This window comes from Xanthomonas bonasiae (genome assembly GCF_014836395.1).
Classification (GTDB): domain Bacteria; phylum Pseudomonadota; class Gammaproteobacteria; order Xanthomonadales; family Xanthomonadaceae; genus Xanthomonas_A; species Xanthomonas_A bonasiae.
In genome coordinates this window covers 265,004-290,944 of sequence record NZ_JACSQX010000007.1, presented here as the reverse complement: position 1 = coordinate 290,944, position 25,941 = coordinate 265,004, and the positions used below count along the sequence as shown (strand labels likewise).

The window sequence follows — 25,941 nt, the reverse complement described above, 5'->3', positions numbered from 1 at the left end:
ATGCCGCTCAGCCCGATTCCGGATACGCCATGACCGCTTTCGACAAACAGCAGATCACCACCTTCCGCTTCGTGCGCTGCGCGTTCGACGCCGACAGCGGCGTCGCGCGCCTGGTCTATGCCTTCGACCAGGGCCCGGAGCTGGTGGAGACGATCACCGTGCCCGGCGCGCCGTTCGTGCTGGACGCGGCGCGCGCGCAGGCCGTGCAGCACGCGCTGCGCCTGCTGCACCTGATCGCCGGGGTCAGCTACTACAAGGCCGCGGTGCCGCCGCGGATCGAAATCGACGACTACGCGATCGACGCCGAGACTGCGGCGCTGCTGGACAGCGTGTATCTGCACGGCCTGGGCGAGTTCGCCTATCGCAACGGGCTGGATCTGCGCCAGCGGATCCGCTTTCCGGCGACGGCGGCAGACGAGCAGGGGGCTCCGGCACTGGGCCTGCGCGCGCATGCGCTGGTCGCGATCGGCGGCGGCAAGGATTCGCTGGTCAGCATAGAGGCGTTGCGCGCGGCCGGCGTGGAGCAGACCGTGGCCTGGATCGGCGGCTCGCAGCTGATCCGCGCCTGCGCCGAGCGCACCGCGCTGCCGACCTTGAACATCGGCCGCGCGCTGGCGCCGGAGCTGTTCGAACTGAACCGGCAGGGTGCGTGGAACGGGCATATCCCGGTGACCGCGGTGAACTCGGCGATCCTGGTGTTCGCCGCGCTGCTGCAGGACGCGGGCCAGGTGGTGTTTTCCAACGAGCACTCGGCCAGCTACGGCAGCCAGATCGCCGGCACCGGCGAGGTCAACCACCAGTGGTCGAAGGGCTGGGCGTTCGAGCAGGCGTTCGGCGCGCACGTGCAGCGCTACGTGGCCGCGGACCTGCGCTATTACTCGCTGCTGCGCCCGCTGTCGGAACTGGCGGTGGCGCGGCAGTTCGCCAAGACCGACCACTACGACGCGCATTTCTCCAGCTGCAACCGCAATTTCCACATCCTCGGCGAGCGCCCGGCGCACCGCTGGTGCGGGGTGTGCCCGAAGTGCCATTTCGTGTTCCTGGCGTTGGCCCCGTTCATGCCGAAGACGCGGCTGGTGCGGATCTTCGGCCGCAACCTGCTCGACGATGCGGCGCAGGCGCCGGGTTTCGATGCGCTGCTGGAATTCCAGGACCACAAGCCGTTCGAATGCGTCGGCGAGGGCCGCGAATCGCGCGCGGCGATGGCCACGCTGGCGGCGCGCGCGGAATGGAAGGAGGACGCGCTGGTGGCGCGGTTCATCCGCGAGATCCAGCCGCAGCTGGACGCCGGCGACCTGCGCGTGGAGCCGCTGCTGGCGCTGGACACGCAGCACCGCATTCCGGCCGAGCTGTGGGAACGCGTGCGTGCGAATTTCGCAGCTTGACGGTCTGCGCGTCGCGCTGTGGGGCTGGGGCCGCGAGGGCCGGGCGGCATATCGCGCTTTGCGCGATCGGGATTCGGGATTCGGAATTGGGGATTCGCTGCAGCCGCTGACTGTATTCTGCTCGGCCGACGAAGCGCCGGCACTCGTCGCGCTCGGCGATCCGGCGCTACGTGTGGAAACCGAGGTCAGTGCCGAGCGGCTGGCTGCGTTCGACGTGGTCATCAAGTCGCCCGGGATCAGCCCGTATCGGCCCGAGGCGCAGGCCGCCGCCGCGCACGGCACGCGCTTCATCGGCGGTACCGCGCTGTGGTTCGCCGAACGTGCGGACGCCGACGGCGTGGTGCCGGGCAGCGTCTGCATCACCGGCACCAAGGGCAAGAGCACCAGCACCGCATTGCTGGCGCACCTGCTGCGCGCCGGCGGCCATCGCACCGGCCTGGTCGGCAACATCGGCCTGCCGCTGCTGGAAGTGCTGGCGCCGCCGCAGCCGCCCGACTACTGGGCGATCGAACTGTCCAGCTACCAGACCGGCGACGTGGCGCGCAGCGGTGCGCGGCCGCAATTGGCGCTGGTGCTGAACCTGTTCCCGGAACATCTGGACTGGCATGGCAGCCAGGCGCGTTACGTCGAGGACAAGCTGGCGCTGGTGACCCAGGCGCGGCCGCGCATCGCGCTGCTCAACGCCGCCGATCCGCAGCTGGCGGCGCTGGCGCTGCCCGACAGCGAGGTGCGCTGGTTCAATCGCGAAGACGGCTGGCACATGCGCGGCGATGTCGTGCATCGCGGCGAAGTGGCGGTGTTCGACAGCGCGCGGGCCCCGCTCCCGGGCCGGCACAACCGCGGCAACCTGTGCGCGGTGCTGGCGGCGATCGAGGCGCTGGGCCTGGACGCGGCGGCGCTGGCGCCGGCCGCGGCGGATTTCCGGCCGTTGCCGAACCGGCTGCAGACCTTGGGCGAGCGCGACGGCGTCGCCTACGTCAACGATTCGATCAGCACCACGCCGCACGCCACGCTGGCGGCGCTGGAGTGCTTTCGCGGGCGCCGCATCGCGCTGTTGGTCGGCGGCCACGATCGCGGCCTGGACTGGCAGGCGTTCGCGGAGGCGATGGGCCACGGCGCGCCACTGGAGATCGTCACCATGGGCGGCAACGGTCCGCGCATCCACGCGCTGCTGGCGCCGTTGGCCGCGGCCGGCGGCTTCGGCCTGCACGCGGCCGCGGACCTGCCGGCCGCCGTGGCGTTGGCGCGCGAAGCGCTGGGCGAGGGCGGCGGCGTGGTGCTGCTGTCGCCGGGCGCGCCCAGCTTCGGCGCCTACCGCGACTACGTCGCGCGCGGCCGCCATTTCGCCGAACTGGCCGGGTTCGATCCGGAGGCGATCAGCGCGATCCCGGGGCTGGGCATCGCCTGATCTGGGGGCTTCGCGCATTGAGCTGGCGCGCACGCCGCATGACCGCCGCTGCGCTTAGACTGCCGGCTGGTTCCGATGGGAGAGACGCGATGCGCACTCGTTCGATGCGGTGGATCGGCCTGCTGGGCCTGGCCTTGGCGCTGCCGTTGCCGGCGCTGGCCGCGATGCAGGCCAAGCCGGTGGAATGGAAGGTCGGCAAGGACAGCTTCAGCGGCGTGCTGGTCTACGACGATGAAGACAACGACAAGCGCCCGGGCCTGGTGATGGTGCCGAACTGGCGCGGGGTCAACGCGTCGGCGATCGAAAAGGCCAAGCAGCTCGCCGGCGATGACTACGTGGTGCTGCTGGCCGACGTCTACGGCAAGGGCAAGCGTCCGGCCAACGATGCCGAGGCCGGACAGTTCGCCGGGGCGCTGAAGAAGGATCCGGCGACGTTGCGCGCGCGTGCATCGAAGGCGGTCGAGGTGCTGAAGGCGCAAGCCGGCAAGGCGCCGCTGGACGCTGCACGGATCGGCGCGGTCGGCTTCTGCTTCGGCGGCACCACGGTGCTGGAACTGGTCCGCGCCGGTGCGCCGCTGGCGGGCGTGGTCAGCCTGCACGGCGGCCTGGCCACGCCGTCGCCGGCCGCCGCAGGCAGCGCCAGGACGCCGCTGCTGGTGCTCAACGGCGCCGACGACAAGAGCGTGAGCCGCGACGATATCGCCGCCTTCGAGCAGGAAATGAACGGTGCCGGCGCCGACTGGCAGTTCGTCAACTTCAGCGGCGCGGTGCATTGCTTCGCCGAGGCCGACGCCAACAGCCCGCCGGGCTGCCAATACAATCCGCGCGCGGCCAAGCGTGCCTATCGCATGCTGCACGATTTCTTTGATGAGCGATGGGATTAGGGAATAGGGATTCGGGATTCGCAAAAGCGGCAGGTCTGCGCTTTACGAATCCCAACCCTGTCAGGGCACGCGCGCGCGTCGGATCAGCGCTTAAGTTCGACTGCGGAGCACGCGTTTCGGAACCATGGGGATTCGCAGGAGCCGCATCGCCGCTTCTGCGAATCCCCAATTCCCAATCCCCAATCCCGTCCGGCGCGCGCAGCGCGCCGGATCAATGCCTGCGTTCGACCGCGTAACGCGCCAACCCGCGCAGCGCGGCCACCGCCTCGCTTTCCGGCAGGCCGTCCAGCGCGCGTTCGGCGGCGGCGGCGTATTCGGCGGCGCGGCGCCGGCTGTAGTCGAGCCCGCCGCTGGCCTGGATCGCCGCCAGCACTTCCGGCATGGCGTCGGCATCGCCTTGTTCGACGATATGGCGCAGGCGCTGGCGGGTGGCGTCGTCGGCGTGCGCCATCGCGTGGATCAGCGGCAGGGTGGCCTTGCCTTCGGCCAGGTCGTCGCCCAGGTTCTTGCCCAGGTCGGCGGCGTCGGCGGTGTAGTCGAGCACGTCGTCGGCGATCTGGAACGCATAGCCCAGGTGCATGCCGTAGTCGTACAGGCGCTGCTGCACCTCTTCGGACGCGCCCGAGGCCATCGCCCCGAGCCGGGTGCCGGCGGCGAACAGCACCGCGGTCTTGCGCTCGATCACGCGCAGGTAGGCGGCCTCGTCGGTATCCGGGTTGTGCACGTGCAACAGCTGCAGCACCTCGCCCTCGGCGATGCGGTTGGTGGTGTCGGCGAGCAGCCGCATCACCGCCATGCTGTCCAGTTCGACCATCAGCTGGAAGCTGCGCGAGTACAGGAAATCGCCGACCAGCACGCTGGGCGCATTGCCCCACAGCGCATTGGCGGTGCTGCGGCCGCGGCGCAGGTCCGATTCGTCGACCACGTCGTCGTGCAGCAGGGTCGAGGTGTGGATGAACTCGACGATCACCGCCAGCTGGTGGTGCATCGGCCCGCCGTCGCCGCAGGCGCGCCCGGCCAGCATCACCAGCATCGGCCGCAGGCGCTTGCCGCCGGCGGAAACGATGTGCTCGGCGATCTGGTTGATCAGCACCACGTCCGAAGCCAGACGGCGGCGGATCAGGGCATCGGCGGCGCTCATGTCGGGCGCGGCCAGCGCCTGGATCTGAGGCAGCCCCAGGGCGGGGCGGAGGTCTTCGGCGAGGCTCATGCGGTCGGACTAGGGGGAATGCAGGGATTATAGGCCCCCCGGTGCGGGCAAGTCTTACGCCTGAACCGGGGTCGGGCTGATATCCGCCGCCAGCCCGGTATAATTCACTGTCCTCGCCCGTTCCCGAACGGGCAACCCTATCCGACATGCCCGCGCCCGAGCGGGTTCACCACCCCGAACGGAAGAATTCCATGGCCCGCGGCATCAATAAAGTCATCCTCGTCGGCAACCTCGGCAACGACCCCGACACCAAGTACACCCAGGCCGGCATGGCGATCACCCGGATCAGCCTGGCCACCACCAGCGTGCGCAAGGACAAGGACGGCAACCAGCAGGAGCGCACCGAATGGCACCGCGTGGTGTTCTTCGGCAAGCTCGGCGAGATCGCCGGCGAGTACCTGCGCAAGGGCAGCTCGGTCTACGTCGAAGGCTCGATCCGCTACGACAAGTACACCGGCCAGGACGGCGTGGAGAAGTACTCCACCGACATCGTCGCCGACGAGATGCAGATGCTGGGCGGTCGCGAAGGCGGCGGCGGTGGTGGTGCCGGCATGGGCGGCGATCGCCCGCAGCGTTCGGCACCGCCGCGCCAGGAGCGCCCGAGCCAGGGCGGCGGCGGGCAGGACTACGCGCCGCGCCGCCAGCAGCCGGCACCGCAGCAGTCCGCGCCGATGGACGATTTCGCGGACGACGATATCCCGTTCTAAGACACATAGTCCCTTAGAAATAGATCCAGGAAGAGCCCCGTTTTGCGGGGCTTTTCTTTTTCTCGATGCTGCTGGCCCGCAGACGCGAAGCAGTTCTTGTCGAAGTGCGGCTCGGATTCGCATACGGCGTATACCGCTGTAGCGGGGACGGAGCGATGCCGCTGTCGGCCGAGCGATATCGGCGTGAAATGTCGATCGAAGATGACGATATCGATCTGTTCGCTGCGGCCGCCGGCGCTGTCAGTCACAAAGCCCGTCTCGACCTTGTCGCGATCGGGCAAGCAAGCACGGAAGACCTCGATCCAGTGGTCTCGTTGACACTGGCTTGCGTGCCACGATGATTGGCCGACTGAGAGGCGCGGCGCATCTTCAGCGCTGGTTCGTCCCGTACCCCCAACGAAGGCGTCGAAGCCTGACGTTATCGACCGATTGGGTGGTCATAGGCATGGTTCTTCTCACGATTTGGAGAATTGGGGCCGAAGCGTGCGCGCAAGCGGCGAGTGCCTCGCTGTTCTTGCCTTCGCGGAACCGATTGATCGCCGGCGTGGCTTCGTGAGCGGCCGCCTCGAGCAACGATCTGGCGCGGTCTCTCGTGCCGAATCCATGCTGTCGCTCACGGGCGGGCACAGCCCGGCCGGAACAAGTCAAGTGGCGTGAATGCAGGTAGCCAGTGTGGCGAACAGGCCCTGGAACGCATCGTCGAACCGGCCCCAGCCGCCATCCAGGCAGTCCACTGCCACAACCTCAAGCGGGAATCACGGTTTCACTGGTTTTTCGCCGTGCTTCGCCTGCGTAGCGGGCCATGGTCACGGGATGCCAGCCCCTTTCCGCTGCACCTCCGGTAGTCCCCTCCGTGCGCCGCCCGAAATTCCATCGCCGTCATACAGCGACCGGCGCGACGGGCGTTGTGCTTTGCAGCATGGGTTTTCGTGCACTGCGTCTTGCAAAAAAACGATTGCCTACTTTATGGTGCAATCGATTGCATTGCGGCGAATCCTCAATGTTTGATACCGGTTGGGAGGCCGGAAGTGGATGTCCATCCATTCGATCGGACCGGCGGCAGCCCCGGGGTTCACGAGGCGAGATGCGCTGCGCGTTGCTGTCGCCGGAAGCCTTGGCCTGGGCGCTGCGGGCATGCTGCCTGCGTTTGCCGCTGCCGCTGCCGCGCCGCTCAAGGGCAACCTGAAGCATTCCGTCGCCCGCTGGACGTTTCCGCAGCAGTCGGTCGCCCAGCTTTGCCAGACGGTGAAGAGCATCGGTTTTGCCGCGATCGATCTGGTCGGCCCGGCGGATTGGCCCACGCTGAAGGCCAATGGCGTGTACAGCGCGATGTGCAACGGCGCGGAGATGGGCCTGGACAAGGGCTTCGCCGGCAGCCAGTTCCACGACCAGCTGGTCGAGCGCTATACGCGGCACATCGATCTGGTGGCCGATGCCGGCTATCGCAACCTCATCTGTTTTTCCGGCAATCGCAACGGCATGGATCCCCAGGAAGGCATGGCCCACGCCGAAGCGGGACTCAAGCGCATCCTCGGGCATGCCGAGAAGCGCGGCGTCGTGCTGGTGATGGAGCTGCTGAACTCCAGGGTCGATCATCCCGACTACCTGTGCGACCACTCCGCCTGGGGCGTCGAGCTGTGCCGGCGGATCGGCTCGGATCATTTCGGCCTGCTGTACGACATCTACCACATGCAGATCATGGAGGGCGACATCATCGCCACCATCGGCAAGCATCACGCGTGCTTCAAGCATTACCACACCGCGGGCGTGCCTGGCCGGCACGAGATCGGAGACCAGCAGGAGCTCCACTATCCCGCCATCTGTCGCGCGATCCGCGATACCGGTTTCGACGGCTATCTGGCGCAGGAATTCATGCCTGCGGCGCCGGATCCCGTCGGCTCGCTGCGCGAGGCGATCCGCCTCTGCGACGTCTGAAACGCTATCCACCAAGGTGAAGTAGAACCCATGGCAGACAATCACTACGACGCCATCGTCGTCGGCTCGGGAATCAGTGGCGGTTGGGCGGCGAAGGAGCTGACCGAGAAAGGCCTCAAGGTGCTGATGCTGGAACGCGGACGCAACATCGAGCACGTCAAGGACTACGTCAACGCGATGAAGGAGGCGTGGGATTTCCCGCACCGCAACCGGCCGACCCAGGCGATGAAGGCCGACTATCCGGTGCTGATGCGCGACTACGGCCTGGTCGAGAACCTGCAGGGCATGTGGGCCAACGAAAAGGAATCGCCCTACACCGAGATCAAGCGATTCGACTGGTATCGCGGCTATCACGTGGGCGGTCGCTCGCTGCTGTGGGGACGGCAGAGCTATCGCCTGTCGGACCTGGATTTCCAGGCGAACCTCAAGGACGGCATCGCCACCGATTGGCCGATCCGTTACGCCGACATCGCGCCCTGGTACGACTACGTGGAGAAGTTCGCCGGCATCGCCGGCACGCGCGAGGGCCTGGACGTGTTGCCCGACGGCGAGTTCCTGCCGCCGGTCCCGTTGAACATCGTCGAGAAGGACGTAGCCGCGCGGATCAAGAAGGCCTTTGGCGGGACCAGGCACCTGATCCACTCGCGCACCGCCAACATCACCGAGCCCAAGGTCGAGCAGGGCCGCGTCAACTGCCAGTATCGCAACAAGTGCATCCTGGGCTGTCCCTACGGCGCCTATTTCTCGACCCAGTCGGCGACGCTGCCGGCGGCGATGAAGACGGGCAACCTGACCTTGCGGCCGTTCTCGATCGTCAAGGAAGTGCTCTACGACAAGGACCGCAAGCGTGCGCGGGGCGTGGAGATCATCGATGCCGAGAGCGGACAGACCTACCAGTACACGGCCAACGTGATCTTCCTCAACGCCTCCTCCTTCAACTCGACCTGGCTGCTGATGAACTCGGCCACCGATGTCTGGGAAGGCGGGCTGGGCTCTTCGTCCGGCGAGCTTGGGCACAACGTGATGGACCATCATTTCGGCGCCGGTGCCGCCGGCCGGGTCGAGGGCTACGACGACAAGTACTACTTCGGCCGGCGTCCCTGCGGCTTCTACATTCCGCGTTTCCGCAACGTCGCCGCGGACAGGCGTGGCTACCTGCGCGGGTTCGGCTACCAGGGCGGCGCCAGCCGCACCGGGTGGTCGCGCGAGATCGCCGAGCTGAACATCGGCGCCGACCTGAAGGACGCGCTGACCCTGCCTGGGGACTGGCGCATCGGCATGACCGGATTCGGCGAAATGCTGCCGCACCACGACAATACGATCCGCCTGGACCCGCAGCGCAAGGACAAATGGGGGTTGCCGGTGCTGGCGATGGACGTGTCCCTGCGCGCGAACGAAAAGGCCATGCGCAAGGACATGGCCGCCGATGCCGCGGAGATGCTGGAGGCCGCCGGCGTCAAGGACGTGCAGATGCACGACGACGACTACGCCCCGGGCAAGGGCATCCACGAAATGGGGACCGCGCGCATGGGCCGCGACCGCAGCAACTCCGTGCTGAACCAGCACAACCAGGTCTGGGACGCGCCGAACGTCTACGTGACCGACGGCGCCTGCATGACCTCCAGCGCCTGCGTGAATCCCTCGCTGACCTACATGGCGCTGACGGCACGGGCAGCGGACCATGCCGTGCGCGAGCTGAAAGCGGGGAACCTGTGATGGAACGCCGCGAACTGCTGAAGATGATCGTCGCCGCCACGGGCGCGGCCATGATCGGCCTGCCCGCGCTCGTCCATGCACAGGCGCCGGCCGAGGGGGCGAACAACGCCTTCTCCGCGGCCGATGTCGGCACGCTGGACGAGATCGCCGAGACCATCCTGCCGCGGACCAGAACGCCGGGGGCGAAGGACGCGGGCGTGGGCCTGTTCATGGCGCAATTCGTCACCGATTGCTACACCGCCCAGCAGCAGGCGGCGTTCCGCGCCGGCCTGGTCGGGATCGACAAACGCGCCGGCGGCCGATTCGTAGCGCTCACGCCGCAGGCCCGCACCGAGCTGCTGCGCACCCTGGACGCAGAAGCCAGGAAACACGTCGTCGCCATGACCGACACCGGCACCGCCAAAGTGGCGGACGCGATGCCGCATTACTTCACGATGCTCAAGCAGCTGGCCATCTTCAGCTTCTTCACCTCGAAGCTCGCCGCGACCGACGTGCTGCGCTACGTCGCCGTGCCGGGTCGCTACGACGGCGATCTGGCCTATGCCCCCGGTACGCCCGCCTGGGCGACCAACTGATGGACCGCAACGATTCGCCCATGCACCACTTTCCAGGGGACAAGATGACCAGACCCTTCCTGACGGCGGCCTGCCTGCTGGCCGCGGCGCCTGCGTTCGCGCAGGCCGGCGGCGACCTGTCGCGCGATCCGGCCAAGACCGAGGTGTGGAAGCCCGTGCCGGCGATCGTGGCCACGCCCCCGGGCCGCGCGCCCTCCGACGCGATCGTGCTGTTCGATGGCAAGGATCTCTCGGCCTGGGAGTCGGAGCAGGGCGGACGCGTGCCCTGGAGCGTCGCCGACGGCGCGCTGACCGTGGTTCCGGGCAGCAAGGGCATCCGGACCAAGCAGCGCTTCTGCGACATCCAACTGCATGTCGAGTGGCGCACGCCCACCGCGACCCGGGGCTTCGACGGCCAGCAGCGGGGGAACAGCGGCATCTTCCTGCAGGAACTGTACGAGCTGCAGGTGCTCGACAGCTACAACAACCCGACCTATGCCAACGGCCAGGCCGGCGCGATCTACAAGCAGGCCATTCCGCTGGTGAACGCTTCGCGTGCGCCGGGCCAGTGGCAGGCCTACGACATCATCTGGAAGGCGCCCCGCTTCTCGCAGGGGGGCGGGCTCACGTCACCTGCCCGCATCACCGTCCTGCATAACGGCGTGCTGGTGCAGGACGACACCGTCCTTTCGGGCAAGACCGAATACATCGGCGCGCCGTCGTACTCGCCACATGCGTGCGCGCCGATCTCCCTGCAGGAGCACGATTCCAAGGTCAGCTACCGCAACATCTGGGTGCGCGAGCTGTAGCGCCGGCGCGCCGCCGGCGCCGGCCTCCTACTGGGCCAGGAAGCTGGCGATGTTGTCCACGTCCTGTTGGGACAGCTGCGGAAACGGCGGCATCAACCCGCCGCCCTTGCTGATCTTCTCCTTGATCTGCGCCGAGTCCAGCCGCTTGCCCACGTCGGTGAGCGCGGGGAACGCGCCCGGGACGCCCGCGCGATCGGCGCCGTGGCAGGCCGTGCAGTTGGTTGCGTAGAGCTGCGCGCCGGCCGCAGGGTCATCCTTGGACCACGCCGTGCTCGCAAGCGTCGCTCCCAGTAAAGCCGCGGCCACTGTCAGGATCGTTTTCAAGCAAGGCTCCTTTGCGTGCTAGCGATGCGTGCTGGCGGGCAGGTGTTCGCGCAGATAGTCGGCACCGGTCTGGATGACCGTGGCCGGATCGCGCGGATGGTCGTGCTCGATGATGTACCAGCGCACGCCGGCACCCGCCGCGGCAGGCAGGATCGCGTTCCAGTCCAGCACGCCCCGGCCCACGGCGGCGAAGCCGCCCTCGTCTTCGGCCTGGCCTTTCGGCGCGTTGTCCTTGGCGTGTACCGCGAACATGCGGCCCTTGAACTTGCCCAGCATCGCCGCCGGGTCGTAGCCCGCGCGCGCGACCCAGGCCAGGTCCAGCTCGGTCTGCAGATCGGGGCCGGCCGCGGCGAACAGCAGTTCCAGGCCCGTCTTGCCATCGAAGTCGACCAGCTCGAAGTCGTGGTTGTGGTAGGCCAGGCGCATGCCCTTGGCCCGCGCCCGCTTCGCGATCTGGCCCAGTTCCCGGCCCAATGCGGTCCAGCCCGCGGCATCGGTTGGCCGATCCTTCTCGGCCAGGTAAGGCACCACCAGCGTCGTGTTGCCGATCGACCGGTTGAAGGCCACCACGCCGTCTAGATCCTTGCGCAGATCGGCCAGTTGCACGTGGGACGAGATCGCCTTGATCGCGTACCTGTCCAGCAGCTGCTTGAGTTCCACCGCGCTGACGTTCTGCGTGCCGACCGTTTCCACCGCGCCCACGCCCGCGTCGTGGACGATCTTCAACTGTTGGTCGAGCGAGCCGGCGTCGCGCAGCGTGTACATCTGCACCGCGATGGGTGCTTGCGGGCCGGCGGCGTCGCGTGCGAAGGCGGGCAGGGCGACGAGGAGCAGCAGTGCGAGGGTCGCGGTCCTGCGTATAGGTGTGTTCATCAAGAAGTCCTCCCGGGATTCAACCGATGGATGTCCAGGCGCGCGTCCTGGCCGATGTGATGACGCGATCGACGATCAGCGCCGAGCGCACGCCGTCTTCGAAGGTGGGCAGGCCTTCCGGCCGTTCGCCTTCGATGGCGCGATAGGTGTCGGCGACGAACGCCTCGAAACAATCGCCGTAGCCCTGCGCGTGCCCGGCCGGCAACGTCGACAGCCGGCGCTGTTCGGCGCTGCCGGCGCCCGGTCCGCGCACGAAGATTTCCTCGCGCTGGTCGGGCCGGCCGATCCACAGCCGTTCGGCGTCCTCCTGGTCGAACGCCACGCTGGCCCTGGCGCCATCGATCTCGAACCAGAGGCGATTGCGGCGTCCCGCCGAGACCTGGCTGACCGTCAACGACGCCAGCGTGCCCGCGCCGGTCCTGAACATCGCCGCGGCCACGTCCTCGCTTGAGACCGCTTGCATCGCGCCGCCCGCCGCCGGCGTGGTGAAGCTCTGCCCGGTGAGGGCGCCGCGCTCGGCGATCACGGTGGCGAACGCCGCGCTGACCTCGACGAAACGCTCGCCGCCGACCCATTCCACCAGGTCGCACCAGTGCGAGCCGATGTCGGCGAACACGCGCGATGCGCCGCCCAGTGCCGGGTCCACGCGCCAGTTGTTGCTGGCGGGGTCCAGCAGCCAGTCCTGCAGGTAGCTGCCGTGGATCAGGCGCAGCGGCCCCAGTTCGCCCTGCGCGATGCGTGCGCGCGCCTCGCTGACCACCGGGTGGTAGCGGTAGACGAAGGGCACCGTGGCGACCAGCCCGGTCGCGGCGGCCAATGCCGCCAAGGCCTGGGCGTCCTGCAACGTCGTGGCCAGCGGCTTCTCGCAGATCACGTGCTTGCCGGCTTCCAGCGCCGCCTGCGCCATGGCGCGATGCAGATGGTTGGGCGTGCACACGTGCACGACCTGCACCTGCGGATCGGCGACCACGTCCTCGATGTCGCGGTAGGCGCGCGGCACATCCCACGACTGCGCCACGTCGCGTGCGCGTTGCGGGGAAGAGGCGGAGACGCCGCGGACGTCGGCACCGGCCAGCAGCGCCGCGCGACGGTGCACGGCGCCGATCATGCCCGTGCCGACAATGGCGATTCCAAGCTTGCTCATCGGATGGGGTCTCAGCGCGTGGAGGGCACAGCGGCGGCGACCGGGCGGTCGCGGAACAGCAACAGGAAGGCGACCAGCACGACCAGCGCCACTCCTGCCGGGAACAGCCAGATCTGCTGCCAGTCCGGGCCCGCCGCCGTGGTGTAGTGCTCCACCACCGCGCCGGACAGGAACGTGCCGATCAACATGCCCACGCCGTACGTGGCCAGGGTGATGAATCCCTGCGCGCTGCTGCGCGCGGCGGGGCCGGCGTGCGCATCGGTGTAGATCTGGCCGGTGACGAAGAAGAAGTCGTAGCAGATGCCGTGCAGCACGATGCCGATCACCAGCAGGGAGAAGCCGCCGCCCGCATCGCCAAAGGCGAACAGGGCGTAGCGCACCACCCATGCTGCCATGCCCACCGCCAGCATGGTTTTGACGCCAAGCCGCACGAACAGGAACGGCATCGCCAGCATCAGCAGGACTTCGGACACCTGGCCCAGCGATTGCAGGCCGGCCGCGCCGCGCACGCCCAGATCGTTGAGATACGGGTTGGTGAAGTTGTAGTAGAACGCCAGCGGGATGCAGATGGCGATGGATGCCAGGAAGAACACCAGGTAGGAGCGCGACTTCAGCAGCCGCAGCGAGTCCAGTCCGAGGATCTGCCCCAGCCCGGCGTCGCGCTGTTGCGCCAGCGGCGGCGTGTGCGGCAGGGTGAAGGCATACAGGCCCAGGGCCAGCGACGCCATCGCCGCCATCCGGAACGTCAGCTCGAGCCGGTGCGCCTGTTCCCAGCCCAGCCAGCCGATCAGCACGCCCGCCACGACCCAGCCGACGCTGCCGGCCACCCGCACCAGCGGAAACTGCTTTTCGGGCGATTGCATGTGCCGCATCGCCACGCTGTTGGCCAGCGCCAGCGTCGGCATGAACAGCAGCATGTAGCCCATGACGCAGGCGGAGAACATGCCGAAGCTCGTCGCCGTGGACGCCAGCCACATGAGCACCGCGCCGGCCAGGTGCAGCACCGCGAGGATGCGCTGCGCCGCGAAGTAGCGATCGGCGATCAGGCCGACCAGGAACGGCGCCACGATGGCGCCGATGGACTGGCTGAGGAAGGCCGTCGCCACCTGGCTCGCGCTGGCCTGCAGGGGGCCCTGCACCAGGTACGTGCCCAGGGTCACGAACCATGCCCCCCAGATGAAGAACTGCAGAAACATCATCGCGCCCAAGCGCGACATGGTGTGCGTCATGGCTTCCCCTCCCAGGGCGGTAATGGCTCAGGTCCCCAGCATGCGGCGCAGCGATTCCGGATCGGCGCCGCTGTCGGCAAAGTCGTCGAAGGCGCGTTCGGTCACGCGGATGATGTGCTCGCGGATGAACGCGGCACCCTCCCGTGCGCCGTCTTCCGGATGCTTCAGGCAGCACTCCCACTCCAGCACCGCCCAGCCCGGGAAATCGTATTGCGCGAACTTCGAGAAGATCGCCTTGAAGTCGATCTGGCCGTCGCCGAGCGAACGGAACCGTCCCGGACGATCGATCCAGTCCTGGTAGCCGCCATAGACGCCGCTGCGCGCACTGGCGCGATACTCCGCGTCCTTGACGTGGAAGATGCCGATGCGCGCGTGATACCGGTCGATGAAGCCCAGGTAGTCCATCTGCTGCAGCAGCAGGTGGCTGGGGTCGTACAGGATCCGGGCGCGCGGGTGGTGGTCGACCACCTCGAGGAAGCGCTCGAAGGTCGCGCCGTCGTGCAGGTCCTCGCCCGGGTGGATCTCGAAGCACAGGTCCACGCCGCAGGCGTCGAAGGCATCCAGGATGGGACGCCAGCGGCGGCCGAGTTCGGCGAAGGCCTCTTCCACCAGGCCGGGTGGGCGTTGCGGCCAGGGATAGAAGTACGGCCAGGCCAGTGCACCGGAGAACGTGGCATGCGCCGCCAGCCCCAGGCGCTGGCTGGCCTTGGCGGCCAACAGCAGCTGCTCCACCGCCCAGGCCTGGCGGGCAGCGGGATCGCCGCGCTTGTCCGGCGGTGCGAATCCGTCGAACAGGTGGTCGTAGGCGGGGTGGACGGCGACCAGCTGCCCCTGCAGGTGGGTGGACAGCTCGGTGATCTGCAGGCCGTGTCCGGCCAGCATGCCGGCGACGTCGTCGCAGTACGCCTGGCTCTGCGCGGCCTGGGCCAGATCGAACAGGTGGGGCGCGCTGGTCGGTACTTGTACGCCAGAATACCCCAGGCCCGCGGCCCACCCGGCCAGCGTGTCCAGGCGATCGAAGGGAGGAGTGTCGCCGATGAACTGCGCCAGGAACAGCGCCGGACCCTTGAGCGTTTTCACCGTGATTCGCCCTGATGCAATCGATTGCATTTATCCTAGCATGGGCCTTCCGCAAGACCCGTTGTGCACTGCACAGAAGAAAGAAGAACTGACGTCATGGCAACCATTTACGACATCGCAAGGCAGGTCGGCGTCTCCGCCGGCACGGTGTCGCGAGCGCTTTCCCGGCCGGAAAAAGTCCTGCCGGCCACGCGCACGCGCATCGAGCAGGCCGCCGCCGCGCTGGGCTATGTCCCCAACACGGTCGCCAGGACGCTCAAGACCCAGCGCAGCGGCAAGCTCCTGGTCACCGTTCCGGACATCGCCAATCCCTTCTTCGCCCAGATCCTGCAGGGCGCGGAGGACGCGGCGCAGGCCGTCGGCTACGCCGTCCTGCTGGGCGATACCCAGCACCAGCCCGATCGCGAGGAGCGCTACGCGCAGATGCTCCGGCGCAACGAGGCGGACGGCCTGATCGTGCTGGGGCACCGCCTCCCGCCGACGGCGCGCGCGATCGTCAAGCAGCTGGGTGCCGCCGCGCCGGTGGTCAACGGGTGCGAGTTCGACCCGGCGCTGGGTATTCCCAGCGTCCACATCGACAACGCGGCCGCCGCGCGCACCGTGATGGAACACCTGTATGGACTGGGGCACGAGCGGATCGCCGTGGTGGGCGGCCCGCCCGACAATCCCCTGCACCAGCAACGACTGGAAGGGGTCCGGGCCTGCGGCAAGGCGCGCGGCCGCCTGCGCAACCTGACCGTCGTGCCGGGCGACTTCTCCGTGGAATCCGGACATGCGGCCGCGATGGCGCTATTGGCTCGCGCGCCCATGCCGACCGCGATCTTCTGCTTCAGCGACCAGATGGCGCTGGGCGCCCTGGCGGCCTGCCGCGACCTGGGCATCGGCGTGCCGGACGACCTGTCCATCGTCGGCTTCGACGACCTGGCGTCGTCCAGTTATCTCACGCCGCCATTGACGACCATCCGGCAACCCATGCGCGAGATCGGTGTCCGCGCGGTCAACCTGCTGCTGGCCATCATCGAAAACGTGGACGTGCCGCTTCAGCAGACCCTGGATTTCAGCTTGATGTTGCGCGGGTCCACTGGTGTGCCGCGGGGGTAGGTGACGGCAGGGGGGCGACCGGGCTGCTGGCGCAGCTCCCGAGAGAGGGGCATCGCGAAACGTAGCTCGGCGCGAGTATTGCGATGGCGCACGATCGCTCTCAGGCGCGCCCGCGCTTGCGCGCCGCCGCCTTGCCGGCTGCGCGCGCGCCCGTGCCGGTCGCCTGTCGCGGCGCGGCGCCGAGCAGGAACTGCTCGACGGCGCGTTGCGTCATCTTGCGCACCAGCGCTGGCGCCAGCGGCGGCGGATCGCGCTGGTAGATGCGCACTTCCACTTCGGCGGTCAGCAGCGCCAGGAAGTGCAGGGCGGCGATGGTCGGGTCGCTGTTGCGCAGCTCGCCGCGCGCCATCGCCGCTTCCAGCACCGCGGCCACCGCCACCACCGATTCGCTGGGGCCGGCCTGGTAGAACAGCTGCCCGACCTCGGAGCGGCCGGCCTCGGCCACCACCATGCGGTAGACCGCGATGGCGAGCGCATCGTTGGTCACCACCTGCAGCATGCATTCGCCGAAGTGCAGCAGCATCGACTGCAGGTCGGTCTCGCCGGCCAGGGGCGCCTGCAGGCGCCGGATCGCGTCGGATAGATGCGCAGTCGCGGCGGCGCGCACCACCGCGCTGAATAGTTCCTCCTTGGACGCGAAATAGCCGTACAGGGTGGCCTTGGAGCCGCCCAGCCGCTTGGCCAGTTCGTTCATCGAAGCGCGCTCGTAGCCCAGTTCCTGGAACAGTTTCGTCGCCGCCTCGACGATGGCCTCGCGTCGGGCCTCGGTTCGAACCTTCATTGCGCCTCCTAAAGTGAACCCAACTGTACATTTTTCTTGACAGCGGGGAAATTCGCTTCTAATAATAAACCGTACAGTACGGTTTCATTTCGAGGCGGCGATGCCTCGGCCAGCGATCGGCGGCGTCGGTCGCGGCGATGCCGCACTGCGATGTTCCGTGCACCACCGCGCGAAGCGGCTGTCCCGTCGAATCCACGAAAAGGGCTCTCCCATGAAACGTTCTTCCTTGCTCTGCCCGCTGGCGTTGGCGATCTGCCTGGGTGCAGTCGGTTGCGCCAGCACGCGCCCGGTCGTCTACAGCGGGCTTGCTTCGTCGCAGCAGTTGCGGCCGAACCTCGGCGACCGCTCCGGCCGGGTTCCGTACGACTACGCGGCCGGCGCCGACTGGCGCGACTACGACAGCGCGGTGATCGAGCCGGTGGCGATCTATCGGGGGCCGGACAGCCAGTTCGACGAAAAGGTGACCGAGCAGGACAAGGCGGAGCTGGCGAACTTCATGCGTGCCACGTTCGGCGAAGCGCTGCAGGCGCGCTTTGCGCTGCTGGACCGGCCGCGGCCGGGTTCGCTGCGCGTGGCGGTGACCCTGACCGGCGCCAAGACGACGCCGCAGGTGGCCGGCACCGTGACCAAGTTCGATCTGGCTGGCGGCCCGTACAACGTGGTGCAGTCGATCCGCGGCAAGGAAGGCGCCTTGTCCGGTTCGGTCAGCTACGCGGTGGAGATCTACGACGCCAGCACCAACCGCCTGCTCGGCGCCTACGTGTCCAAGCAGTATCCGAACGCGATGAACGTCAAGGCCAGCATCGGCGGCCTGGGCGCGGCGAAGGCGGGGATCCGCAAGGGCGCCGAGGATCTGGTCGCACGGTTGAACTAGTGCCGTCGCGGCAGGCGACAGGCCACGCCGCCGTGTCGCCAACGCCATCGCGCCCATGCAGTGCCGGCCGCCGCGCACACGCCTGGATGTCGTTGCGGTTGCGGCTGCATCCACCGCGTCGCCGCACATTGCGCCGCCTCGCGCACAGCTGCTTTCCGTTCCGCTTCTCTCCGATCAGGACACCCCCATGCGCCCGCGTCGACCCACTCCGCCACGCCTTCCGCATAGCCTGCGTCCGGGATTGCAGGCGCTGTACGATCTTCCCGATATCCCGCCGCGTCGGCGTATGCCGGCGACGTCGCTGTTCTGGCGCGGCGCGGTCGTGGCGGTCGTCCTGGTCGCGTTGCTGGTGCTGCCGATCCGCGCAGCCTGGGCCGCCACGGTCGACGACGACGCCGCGCCGGCACGCGGCTCGCGCTGGGGCCTGGGCATGGCCGCACTGACGGTGCACAAGCCGTACCGCGGGGTCGAGCCGGACCTGATCGCGCTGCCCTTGCTGGTCTACGAGAGCAAGTGGTGGAGCGTGTACGGGCCTTCGCTCAGCCTGAATCTGCCGTCGCTGGGGCCGGTGGCGTTGTCGTTGACCACGCGGCTGTCCCACGACGGCTACGACGCATCCGATTCGCCGTCCCTGGACGGCATGCAGCAGCGCAAGGATCGGCTGTGGCTGGGCGGCTCGGGCACGTGGCGCACCGGTTTCGCCGACACCGCGCTGGAGTGGATGCACGACGTGTCCGGTTACAGCCGCGGGCAGCGCGTCGGCCTTTCGGTCGAGCATGTCTTCGATCGCGGCCTGTTCGAACTGATTCCGCGGCTGGGTGCGGCATGGCTGGATCGCCGCTACGTGGACTATTACTACGGCGTGCGGCCGCAGGAAGCGCGTGCGCAGCGGCTGCCGTATCGCCCCGGCGCCAGCATCAATGTCGAGGCCGGTCTGCGCGCGGCCTACCGCGTCGCGCACCGCGACTCGTTGTTCCTCGATGTGGGCGTGGATCGCCTCGGTGCGCAGATCCGCGACAGCCCGCTGGTCGGCAGCGCGCTGCAGTCGCGCATCGTGCTCGGCTATGTGCATGTGTTCTGAGCGCGCGCCGCGCTCGGCGCATGCGCTGGATCGTCGGCGACAGCGCGGTGGCAGCTGTTGGCTGTGGCTGGCCGCGGCCTTGGCCGTGCCGGACCCGGCTGCGGCGCAGGCATGCGCGACGCCTGCGGCGCAACGCCGCCCGGCGCTGTTCGATCTGCGCCTGGACAACGATTTTCTCGGCCTGGCGCAACAGGACCAGGGCTATACCAACGGTGCGGTGGCCAGCGTGGTTCTGCCGGATCTGGTCGGCGCCGCGGCCGATCCCTGCCGCGCCCGCGTCGCGCGCTGGCTCAACGCGCGCACCGAGCAGTGGTTCCCCGGCCGCTTCACCCGCCAGCAGCTGACGGTCAGCCTCGGCCAGGGCCTGTTCACGCCGACCGACGGCAAGCGCGCCGATCCGATCCTCGACGATCGTCCGTATGCGGCGGTGGCGATGCTCGGTCTTGGCTACAACCTCGGCGATGCGCGCAGCCTGCGCAGCACGCAGTTGCGCATCGGCATGGTCGGTCCGTCGGCGCGCGGGCGCGAGGTGCAGGACGCGGTGCACGGCGTGTTCGGGCTGCAGCGCTTCCAGGGCTGGGACCGGCAGTTGCGCGATCGGCCGGTGCTGCAGCTGGTGCACGAACGGCTGCAGCGCTGGCCGGGATCGGCGCCTGGCGACGGGTGGGGTTGGGACGGCGTCGGCCATGTCGGCGCCAGCGTCGGCAATTTCGCCCGTTATGCCAACGCCGGATTCGAATGGCGCTGGGGCCGCCGCTTGCCGGATGATTTTGGCAGCGATCCGTTGCGCCCGGCCGGCGGACACAGTGCGATGGCCGCGGCCGTATGGGCCGCGCGGCCATGGGCCTGGCATCTGTTCGTCGGCATCGACGCGCGCTGGATGGCCCACGACCTGACGCTGCAAGGGCAGTCCGGGCAGCGCATCGATCCGCGCCTGTGGGTGGGCGATCTCGCCGCCGGCGCGGTGCTGCGGCGCGGCCGTTGGCAGGCGACGCTGGCGCAGTACAGGCGCACGCGCGAGTTCGACCAGCAGCGCGAGCCGGCGGTGTTCGGCAGCCTCAGTATCAGCCGCGCGTTCTAGCCATGGCCACGCTCTGCGATGACGCGACCAGGATGCGCGGGCGGCACCAGGAGTGCGTGCTGGTGACCGACGGTTTCGGCTACCTGGGACGCTGGATCGTCGTCGCACTGTTGCGCGACGGCTACCGGGTGCGTGCGGCGGTGGCCGATCCGCGCTGGGAAGCGGAGATCCGCGGCGCGATCGCGCTACACGCGAACGCCGCCGGCCGCTTCGACATCGTCGCCGCCGATGTCCAGTGCGACGCCGGCTGGGAGCGCGCGATCGCCGGCTGCGCGTTCGTGCTGCATAACGCCGCGCCGCTCGTGGCCGGCACGCCGCGGCGCACGGAGCTGGTGCAGCGCGCGCAGCAGGCGACGTGGCGCGTGCTGCACGCGGCCGACCGCGCCGGCGTGCAACGCGTGGTGATGACCGCGCCGGCGCTGGCGGCGCTGCCGCCGTGCGGAGCGACGCGCCGTGCCGACGAGAGTTGCTGGACCCGGATGGAAACGGTGCGGCTGGACGCGCGAACGCAGATGCGGATCCTCGCCGAGCGCGATGCGTGGGCGTTCGTCGAACGCCACCGCAGCCGCATGCAGCTGACCACGCTGCTGGCCGGTTCGGTGCATGGGCCGCTGCTGGGCGCCGACACCCCGGCCTCGGCGCAGCTGCTCGCGTGCCTGCTCAACGGCCGCGTGCGGCGGCTGCCGCGGCTGGGGTTCGACGTGGCCGACGCGCGCGATCTGGCCGCGCTGCACCTGCGCGCGATGCGGCATCCGGACGCCGCCGATCAGCGCTTCCTGGCTGTCGGCGAGCATATGCAGGTCGATGAGATCGTGACCTTGCTGCGCGCGCGTTTCCCGCAATACGCCGCACGCATGCCCACGCGCGTGGCGTCCGGCCTGAGCGCGTGCCTGGACCGGCTGTTCGACACCGGCGTGCAGCGCCTCGCTCCGGAGTTGTGCCGTTGCCGCGACTACGACACGTCCAAGGCGACGCGGGTGCTCGGCTGGTCGCCGCGTCCTGCGCGCGACAGCCTGATCGACGCGGCCAGGAGCCTGATCCTGGCGGGGCAGGTATAGCGTTGCACTCGGCCATTTTCCTGTCATGTCCGGCGGCGACCGCTTCCGCTACGTGCGCGCCGTATTACACTTCGCCCGCAAGCCAAACCAACACATGGATACAGGGGATAGGGATGAGCGGGAGACTGGGGGCAGTCGCGTTGTGCTGTTTGCTGGGGATGGGGATCGGAATGGGGAGCGCGCAGGCGCAGGTGGATCTGGCGCCGTTCCTGATGAAGGAACAGGTCGTCGAGCTGAAGCTGTCGCCGACCGGCGAGTATTACGCGGCCACCGTGCCGCTGGCGGACCGCACCGCGCTGGCGGTGATGCGCCGCTCCGACAACAAGATCGTCGGCAGTTTCTCGATGGAGAAGAACACCCATGTCTCCGACTTCGAGTGGGTCAACGACACGCGTGTGCTGTTCAGCATGGCCCAGAAAATGGGCGCGCGGGATGAGCCGTGGGGGACTGGGGAGCTGTTCGCGATCAATGCGGACGGCGGTGCGGCGGAACTGCTGGTGGGCCAGCGCGTCACCGGCAATGGGCCGGGCACGCTGATCCAGACCAAGAAGGTGGAGAAGGTCATCGCGGAGTGGGTCGGCCGGCTGCCCGGCGACGACCGCAACGTCATCATCCAAGCGCGACCGTTCAGCGTCACCCAGGATCCGTACAGCCGCGCCGAAGTTCTCGACGTCTACAGCGGCCGCCGTCGTCTGCTGACGGGGTCGCCGAAGGTGCGCGGTGCCGATTTCCACAGCGACGAGCAAGGCAAGGTGCGTTTTGCCTGGGGTGCCGATGCGGACAGAGTCAACAAGCTGTTCTACCGCGATGCGCAAGGCGGTGACTGGCGGCTGATCAACGACGAGAACCTCACCCATCATGCGGAAGCGCCGATCGGCTTTTCCGAAGATGGGCGTACCGCGTACCTGCGGGTCCAGCAGGACAAGGACAGCGACGCGATCGTGGCCTGGAACGTGGACAGCAACGAGCGCAAGGTGGTGGCGCGCGATGCCCTGGCCGATCCGTACCGGGTCATGTATCGCCATGGCACCCGTATCCCGGTGGGGATCCAGGTGTTGGCCGACAAGCCGCGCAGCCTGTTCTTCGACCCGACTTCCCCTGAGGCCAAGACCCAGCGCTCGCTGGAGGCGGCGTTCCCGGGGCAGGCGGTCTACGTGACCTCCAGCACCCGCGATGGCCGGCTCAACCTGGTGCAGGTGCAGTCCGGGCGCAATCCCGGCGAGTTCTACCTGTTCGACACCGTGGCGAAGAAGGCGGATTTCGCATTCGCCAGCCGTGCCGCGTTGCAGCCGCCGAAGCTGGCCGAGGTGCGGCCGATCGCGTTGCAGGCGCGCGATGGCCTGCCGTTGCACGGCTTCGTGACCCTGCCTGCGGCGGCCGCGTCCGGCAAGGTGCCGATGGTGGTGATGCCGCATGGCGGCCCGTTCGGCGAGTTCGACAATGGCCTGTTCGATCAGGATGCGCAGATCCTGGCCAGCGCCGGTTACGCGGTGCTGCAGGTCAACTACCGCGGTTCGGGCAACTACGGACGCGCCTTCCACCAGGCCGGTGGCGGGGAATGGGGCGGTGCGATGCAGGACGACGTGACCGACGCCACGCGTTGGGCCATCGCCCAGGGCATCGCCGATCCTGCGCGCATCTGCATGTACGGTGCCAGCTACGGTGCCTATGCGTCGCTGATGGGCGTGGCCAAGGAGCCGGCGCTGTACCGCTGTGCGGCTGGCTATGTCGGCGTCTACGATTTGCCGATGCTGTACGTCAGAGGCGACACCCAGGAGCGGGACTCCGGCAAGACGTTTCTTCGCGAATGGGTAGGATCGAGCGCCGAACTGGCCGCGGTGTCGCCGGTCAATCTCGCCGACAAGATCAAGGTGCCGGTGTTCCTGGCGGCCGGCGGCGAAGACGAGCGCGCGCCCATCCAGCATTCGAAGAAGATGGAAGCGGCGCTGAAGAAGGCCGGGGTGCCGGTGGAGACGCTGTACGTCCCGACCGAGGGCCACGGCTTCTACACCGAAGAACACCGCCGTGAGTTCTACACCAGGCTGCTGGCGTTCCTGAGCCGCTCGCTTGGCGGTGCGCAGGCTGCACCTGCGCCTGCGCGCTAGCGGCTGCCGGTATCCGCGCCGTCGACGCACTCGGCGCGCGGACACCCCAAGCGACGAAGACCAACCCGCGGCCCGACCCTCATGGTCGGGCCGCGGATGGCGCGAGCCCTCAGTAGCTCAGCGTCACCAGCTGGCACTTGGAGGTCTTGCCGCCATCGTAGTCGTAGATCACGCGCAGGTTGGCGCCCTTCGAGTTGAGGATGGGCAGCACGATCTGCCAGCGATTGGGCGTGCCTTCCGGTTCCTCGCGCACCTTCTTCAGGATTTCCGATTCCAGGTCCGACGGCGTGTTGATGCCGTCGGCAGGGCCGCGATCGCGCACGCGGCTGTAGAAATGGAAGCCGTTGTCGGTCCACTGCTGCGGCAGCATCTTGTTCCAGGCCGAATTGGTCACCTGTTTCCATTGCTGATCGATGTTGCCGCTCAGGCGGAACGGAGACGGGCAGGCGGCCTGCGCCGCCGTGGTGCCCATGCACAGGGTCAGACAGGCCATCGCCCGTGCGGCGAAAATCTTCCACTTCGTACTCTTCATTGCAGCGCTCCCTTGCGACGGATGGGGTCCAGGCGCCCGGCTCGGTGCCCGGCGCCTGCGCAGGCGGTGCCTGCAATCTGCAGGACGTGCGCGCGGCCGCGTTTGTGAAACGCCGGCACCGTGCTGTGCCCGCGCCGGGATGCGCTCAGCGCACCCCGTGCATCATCCGCCGCAGCAGCGGCGCGGCCAGGAAGGCCAGTACCGCGCAACCCACGCCGATCCACAGCATCAGCCAGAACAGGTGCGCGTACTTGGCGGCGGCGTCGGCGATGTTCAGCGCTTCGCCTTCGGGCACGTCGATCGCGGCGAGCTTGCCGAACAGCGCGGCCAGCGCTTCGGAGAAGGCCGTGGCCAGGAACCAGGTGCCCATCATCAGGCTGACCACGCGCGGCACTGCGAGTTGGGTCACCGCCGACAGCCCGACCGGCGACAGGCACATCTCGCCGGCTTCCAGCACCAGGTAGGCCAGCACCAGCCACCACACGCTGGCCATCTGCCCGCTGGCGCCGACCTGCTGCGCGGCCAGCGCCAGCGGCACGAACGACACCCCGGCCAGCAGCAGGCCCATCGCCGATTTGGCCGGCTTGGACGGCTCCAGGCCGCGCCGTTCCAGCCACGCCCACAGCGCGGCGAACAGCGGCGCCAGCAGCACCAGGAACAGCGCCCCCAGGTAGGTCAGCGAACCGGCGGTCTGCGGCAGCACCAGGCAGTCGCGGACCAGGAGCAGCAGCATCAGCACGCTGACCGCGACGAACAGCAGGCGCGGCGCGGCCGAGGTCGGGTTGCGGTCGGACAGCGACGCCGCGGCGACGAAGCCCAGCGGCGCCAGCAGCAACGAGGCGATCGACCACGGCAGCGGCGTGCCAGTGCGGATCACCAGCGACGGCACGATGTCCTTGGTCATCAGCCGGTCGGTGAAGGTGACCCAGGAACCGTAGGTCTGCTCGTACAGGGTGAAGTACACCAGCGCCATCGCGATCAGCACCATCAGCGCGATCATCTGCTGGCGCTGCACCGGCGTGCACTGGGTGCCGGTGAACCAGGCGAACCACAGCAGCACGCCGCCGAGCACCACCAGCATCAGCAGCAAGGCCAGCGAGATCTCGCCGCCCAGGCTGAAGGCGCCATTGGCCGCGGCCCACATCAGCCAGGCGACCGGCAGCACGCCGAGCACCGCGACCAGATAGATCGCCCATTCGCGCGGCAGTCCGGCCACGCGCTGGCGCAGCAGCGCCGGTTGCGCCGGCTCGGCATGGCCGTGCAGGTATTTCTGGCCCCACAGGAACATGCCCAGGCCGAGCAGCATGCCGATCCCGGCGGCGCCGAAACCGTAGCGCCAGCCGTAGGCTTCGCCGAGGAAGCCGCACACCAGCGAGGCGAACAGCGCGCCGAGGTTGATGCCGGCATAGAACAACGAGAAGCCGGAGTCGCGGCGCGGATCGTCCTGGGCGTACAGCTTGCCGACGATGGTGGAGATGTTGGGCTTGAGGAAGCCCACGCCCATGATGATCAGCGCCAGCGACAGGTAGGTCACGCCCAGCGACGCGGTATCGCGGACCACTTCGCCACCGACCCGCGTGGCGGCGTGGCCTTCGAAGGCCATGCCGACGTGGCCGAGCACCAGCAGGATGCCGCCGAACACCACCGCCTTGCGCATGCCCAGCCAGCGGTCGGCGAGCAGGCCGCCGATCACCGGCACGCAGTACACCAGCCCGCCATAGGCGCCGAGCAGGTCGAGCCCGGCCTTGTCGCCGAACAGGTGGTACTTGGTCAGGTACAGCAGCAACAGCGCCTTCATCCCGTAGAAGGAGAAGCGCTCCCACATCTCGGTGAAGAAACAGACGTAGACGCCCTTGGGGTGGCCGAGGAAATCGTCGCGCGCGTCGCGGGCGGGGAGGGCGGTGACGGACACGGCTGGCCTTGGGCGGGAAGGGCAGCGGCGGAGTATAGGCGTGCCGGCGGCGCTTGGTTGAGTCGCCGCAGCGTGGCGATATTTCCTCCTTCGGGACCATGGCTCTTTTGGGGGGGGGAAGGTGCCCCGCCGGGGCGGATGAGGGGGCGGGCGCAGCC

General features: G+C 68.5%; 24 protein-coding genes. 14 read left to right on the top strand and 10 right to left on the bottom strand.

Annotated features, from left to right (window positions below; translation table 11 throughout):
• Positions 1 to 29: 29 nt before the first annotated feature.
• The 3 genes from murL to H9658_RS13505 all read left to right on the top strand — a co-directional run bounded on the left by murL (position 30) and on the right by H9658_RS13505 (position 3,677).
• The gene (murL, locus tag H9658_RS13515; protein ID WP_191825718.1) at positions 30 to 1,385 is read left to right on the top strand and encodes a UDP-N-acetyl-alpha-D-muramoyl-L-alanyl-L-glutamate epimerase; all 1,356 of its coding nucleotides are present in this window, start codon (positions 30 to 32) and stop codon (positions 1,383 to 1,385) included.
• Entirely contained in the window at positions 1,366 to 2,793 is a 1,428-nt protein-coding gene (gene murD / locus H9658_RS13510; RefSeq protein WP_191825717.1) for a UDP-N-acetylmuramoyl-L-alanine--D-glutamate ligase, read from the top strand. The genes murL and murD overlap by 20 nt, the downstream gene beginning before the upstream one ends.
• An 89-nt stretch (positions 2,794 to 2,882) precedes the next feature.
• Complete coding sequence (locus H9658_RS13505) at positions 2,883 to 3,677, top strand: dienelactone hydrolase family protein (protein ID WP_191825716.1); 795 nt, start codon at positions 2,883 to 2,885, stop codon at positions 3,675 to 3,677.
• Between the two features lie 211 nt (positions 3,678 to 3,888).
• Here the strand turns inward: H9658_RS13505 and H9658_RS13500 are convergent, their stop codons facing one another.
• On the bottom strand, positions 3,889 to 4,887 hold the full coding sequence (locus tag H9658_RS13500) for a polyprenyl synthetase family protein (RefSeq protein ID WP_191825715.1): 999 nt from the start codon (positions 4,885 to 4,887) through the stop codon (positions 3,889 to 3,891).
• 191 nt (positions 4,888 to 5,078) lie between these two features.
• On the opposite strand from H9658_RS13500, the gene H9658_RS13495 reads away from it, so the two are divergent.
• Entirely contained in the window at positions 5,079 to 5,594 is a 516-nt protein-coding gene (locus tag H9658_RS13495) for a single-stranded DNA-binding protein (protein ID WP_179566137.1), read from the top strand.
• Here the strand turns inward: H9658_RS13495 and H9658_RS23315 are convergent.
• Entirely contained in the window at positions 5,591 to 5,875 is a 285-nt protein-coding gene (locus H9658_RS23315; protein WP_406848128.1) for a DUF6602 domain-containing protein, read from the bottom strand. The two genes, H9658_RS13495 and H9658_RS23315, sit on opposite strands and share 4 nt — an antisense overlap.
• A gap of 751 nt (positions 5,876 to 6,626) precedes the next feature.
• Here H9658_RS23315 and H9658_RS13485 point away from each other — a divergent pair.
• Genes H9658_RS13485 through H9658_RS13470 form a run of 4 tightly spaced genes read left to right on the top strand, consistent with a single transcriptional unit; the run spans position 6,627 to position 10,608 of the window.
• Positions 6,627 to 7,529, top strand: a complete 903-nt coding sequence (locus H9658_RS13485) for a hydroxypyruvate isomerase family protein (protein WP_191825713.1) — start codon at positions 6,627 to 6,629, stop codon at positions 7,527 to 7,529.
• Positions 7,530 to 7,559: 30 nt separating this feature from the next.
• The gene (locus H9658_RS13480) at positions 7,560 to 9,245 is read left to right on the top strand and encodes a GMC oxidoreductase (RefSeq protein WP_191825712.1); all 1,686 of its coding nucleotides are present in this window, start codon (positions 7,560 to 7,562) and stop codon (positions 9,243 to 9,245) included.
• Complete coding sequence (locus tag H9658_RS13475) at positions 9,245 to 9,820, top strand: gluconate 2-dehydrogenase subunit 3 family protein (protein ID WP_191825711.1); 576 nt, start codon at positions 9,245 to 9,247, stop codon at positions 9,818 to 9,820. The genes H9658_RS13480 and H9658_RS13475 overlap by 1 nt, the downstream gene beginning before the upstream one ends.
• 44 nt (positions 9,821 to 9,864) lie before the next feature.
• Positions 9,865 to 10,608 (top strand): 3-keto-disaccharide hydrolase, encoded by a 744-nt coding sequence (locus tag H9658_RS13470; RefSeq protein ID WP_179567925.1) that lies wholly within the window; start codon positions 9,865 to 9,867, stop codon positions 10,606 to 10,608.
• A 27-nt stretch (positions 10,609 to 10,635) separates the two neighbouring features.
• On the opposite strand, the gene H9658_RS13465 is transcribed toward H9658_RS13470, so the two are convergent.
• Genes H9658_RS13465 through H9658_RS13445 form a run of 5 tightly spaced genes read right to left on the bottom strand, consistent with a single transcriptional unit; the run spans position 10,636 to position 15,258 of the window.
• Positions 10,636 to 10,932 (bottom strand): c-type cytochrome, encoded by a 297-nt coding sequence (locus H9658_RS13465; RefSeq protein ID WP_179566128.1) that lies wholly within the window; start codon positions 10,930 to 10,932, stop codon positions 10,636 to 10,638.
• An 18-nt stretch (positions 10,933 to 10,950) separates the two neighbouring features.
• The gene (locus tag H9658_RS13460) at positions 10,951 to 11,805 is read right to left on the bottom strand and encodes a sugar phosphate isomerase/epimerase family protein (protein ID WP_191825710.1); all 855 of its coding nucleotides are present in this window, start codon (positions 11,803 to 11,805) and stop codon (positions 10,951 to 10,953) included.
• A gap of 19 nt (positions 11,806 to 11,824) precedes the next feature.
• The gene (locus H9658_RS13455; protein WP_191825709.1) at positions 11,825 to 12,949 is read right to left on the bottom strand and encodes a Gfo/Idh/MocA family protein; all 1,125 of its coding nucleotides are present in this window, start codon (positions 12,947 to 12,949) and stop codon (positions 11,825 to 11,827) included.
• An 11-nt stretch (positions 12,950 to 12,960) separates the two neighbouring features.
• Entirely contained in the window at positions 12,961 to 14,178 is a 1,218-nt protein-coding gene (locus tag H9658_RS13450) for a nucleoside permease (RefSeq protein WP_191825708.1), read from the bottom strand.
• 27 nt (positions 14,179 to 14,205) lie between these two features.
• The gene (locus H9658_RS13445; protein WP_191825707.1) at positions 14,206 to 15,258 is read right to left on the bottom strand and encodes a sugar phosphate isomerase/epimerase family protein; all 1,053 of its coding nucleotides are present in this window, start codon (positions 15,256 to 15,258) and stop codon (positions 14,206 to 14,208) included.
• 96 nt (positions 15,259 to 15,354) lie between these two features.
• On the opposite strand from H9658_RS13445, the gene H9658_RS13440 reads away from it, so the two are divergent.
• Positions 15,355 to 16,359, top strand: a complete 1,005-nt coding sequence (locus H9658_RS13440; RefSeq protein ID WP_191825706.1) for a LacI family DNA-binding transcriptional regulator — start codon at positions 15,355 to 15,357, stop codon at positions 16,357 to 16,359.
• A gap of 100 nt (positions 16,360 to 16,459) precedes the next feature.
• Here H9658_RS13440 and H9658_RS13435 read toward each other — a convergent pair whose 3' ends face one another.
• Positions 16,460 to 17,140: a TetR/AcrR family transcriptional regulator gene (locus H9658_RS13435; RefSeq protein WP_191825705.1), complete on the bottom strand. Its 681-nt coding sequence runs from the start codon at positions 17,138 to 17,140 to the stop codon at positions 16,460 to 16,462.
• A gap of 211 nt (positions 17,141 to 17,351) precedes the next feature.
• Between H9658_RS13435 and H9658_RS13430 the strand changes: the two genes are divergently transcribed.
• The 5 genes from H9658_RS13430 (at position 17,352) to H9658_RS13410 (ending at position 23,339) form a co-directional block, all read left to right on the top strand.
• Complete coding sequence (locus H9658_RS13430) at positions 17,352 to 18,014, top strand: DUF3313 domain-containing protein (RefSeq protein WP_191825704.1); 663 nt, start codon at positions 17,352 to 17,354, stop codon at positions 18,012 to 18,014.
• A gap of 286 nt (positions 18,015 to 18,300) precedes the next feature.
• The gene (locus H9658_RS13425; RefSeq protein WP_191825703.1) at positions 18,301 to 19,095 is read left to right on the top strand and encodes a MipA/OmpV family protein; all 795 of its coding nucleotides are present in this window, start codon (positions 18,301 to 18,303) and stop codon (positions 19,093 to 19,095) included.
• Positions 19,085 to 20,176, top strand: a complete 1,092-nt coding sequence (locus H9658_RS13420; protein WP_191825702.1) for a lipid A deacylase LpxR family protein — start codon at positions 19,085 to 19,087, stop codon at positions 20,174 to 20,176. Before H9658_RS13425 ends, H9658_RS13420 begins: the two co-directional genes overlap by 11 nt.
• A 62-nt stretch (positions 20,177 to 20,238) precedes the next feature.
• On the top strand, positions 20,239 to 21,234 hold the full coding sequence (locus H9658_RS13415) for an NAD-dependent epimerase/dehydratase family protein (protein WP_191825701.1): 996 nt from the start codon (positions 20,239 to 20,241) through the stop codon (positions 21,232 to 21,234).
• Between the two features lie 170 nt (positions 21,235 to 21,404).
• Positions 21,405 to 23,339 (top strand): alpha/beta hydrolase family protein, encoded by a 1,935-nt coding sequence (locus tag H9658_RS13410; RefSeq protein WP_225209951.1) that lies wholly within the window; start codon positions 21,405 to 21,407, stop codon positions 23,337 to 23,339.
• A gap of 109 nt (positions 23,340 to 23,448) precedes the next feature.
• Here H9658_RS13410 and H9658_RS13405 read toward each other — a convergent pair whose 3' ends face one another.
• A complete protein-coding gene (locus H9658_RS13405; RefSeq protein WP_191825699.1) occupies positions 23,449 to 23,871 on the bottom strand; it encodes a hypothetical protein in 423 nt (140 codons plus the stop codon).
• Positions 23,872 to 24,016: 145 nt separating this feature from the next.
• Positions 24,017 to 25,783: a peptide MFS transporter gene (locus H9658_RS13400; RefSeq protein ID WP_191825698.1), complete on the bottom strand. Its 1,767-nt coding sequence runs from the start codon at positions 25,781 to 25,783 to the stop codon at positions 24,017 to 24,019.
• Positions 25,784 to 25,941 lie beyond the last annotated feature (158 nt).

Excerpts from the sequence above, each read along its gene's own strand:
- murL (WP_191825718.1), top strand. The coding sequence starts at position 30 with ATGACCGCTTTCGACAAACAGCAGATCACCACCTTCCGCTTCGTGCGC.
- H9658_RS13505 (WP_191825716.1), top strand. The coding sequence starts at position 2,883 with ATGCGCACTCGTTCGATGCGGTGGATCGGCCTGCTGGGCCTGGCCTTG.
- H9658_RS13500 (WP_191825715.1), bottom strand. The coding sequence starts at position 4,887 with ATGAGCCTCGCCGAAGACCTCCGCCCCGCCCTGGGGCTGCCTCAGATC.
- H9658_RS13495 (WP_179566137.1), top strand. The coding sequence starts at position 5,079 with ATGGCCCGCGGCATCAATAAAGTCATCCTCGTCGGCAACCTCGGCAAC.
- H9658_RS13485 (WP_191825713.1), top strand. The coding sequence starts at position 6,627 with ATGTCCATCCATTCGATCGGACCGGCGGCAGCCCCGGGGTTCACGAGG.
- H9658_RS13480 (WP_191825712.1), top strand. The coding sequence starts at position 7,560 with ATGGCAGACAATCACTACGACGCCATCGTCGTCGGCTCGGGAATCAGT.
- H9658_RS13475 (WP_191825711.1), top strand. The coding sequence starts at position 9,245 with ATGGAACGCCGCGAACTGCTGAAGATGATCGTCGCCGCCACGGGCGCG.
- H9658_RS13470 (WP_179567925.1), top strand. The coding sequence starts at position 9,865 with ATGACCAGACCCTTCCTGACGGCGGCCTGCCTGCTGGCCGCGGCGCCT.
- H9658_RS13460 (WP_191825710.1), bottom strand. The coding sequence starts at position 11,805 with ATGAACACACCTATACGCAGGACCGCGACCCTCGCACTGCTGCTCCTC.
- H9658_RS13455 (WP_191825709.1), bottom strand. The coding sequence starts at position 12,949 with ATGAGCAAGCTTGGAATCGCCATTGTCGGCACGGGCATGATCGGCGCC.
- H9658_RS13450 (WP_191825708.1), bottom strand. The coding sequence starts at position 14,178 with ATGACGCACACCATGTCGCGCTTGGGCGCGATGATGTTTCTGCAGTTC.
- H9658_RS13440 (WP_191825706.1), top strand. The coding sequence starts at position 15,355 with ATGGCAACCATTTACGACATCGCAAGGCAGGTCGGCGTCTCCGCCGGC.
- H9658_RS13435 (WP_191825705.1), bottom strand. The coding sequence starts at position 17,140 with ATGAAGGTTCGAACCGAGGCCCGACGCGAGGCCATCGTCGAGGCGGCG.
- H9658_RS13430 (WP_191825704.1), top strand. The coding sequence starts at position 17,352 with ATGAAACGTTCTTCCTTGCTCTGCCCGCTGGCGTTGGCGATCTGCCTG.
- H9658_RS13425 (WP_191825703.1), top strand. The coding sequence starts at position 18,301 with ATGCCGGCGACGTCGCTGTTCTGGCGCGGCGCGGTCGTGGCGGTCGTC.
- H9658_RS13420 (WP_191825702.1), top strand. The coding sequence starts at position 19,085 with ATGTGTTCTGAGCGCGCGCCGCGCTCGGCGCATGCGCTGGATCGTCGG.
- H9658_RS13410 (WP_225209951.1), top strand. The coding sequence starts at position 21,405 with ATGGGGAGCGCGCAGGCGCAGGTGGATCTGGCGCCGTTCCTGATGAAG.
- H9658_RS13405 (WP_191825699.1), bottom strand. The coding sequence starts at position 23,871 with ATGAAGAGTACGAAGTGGAAGATTTTCGCCGCACGGGCGATGGCCTGT.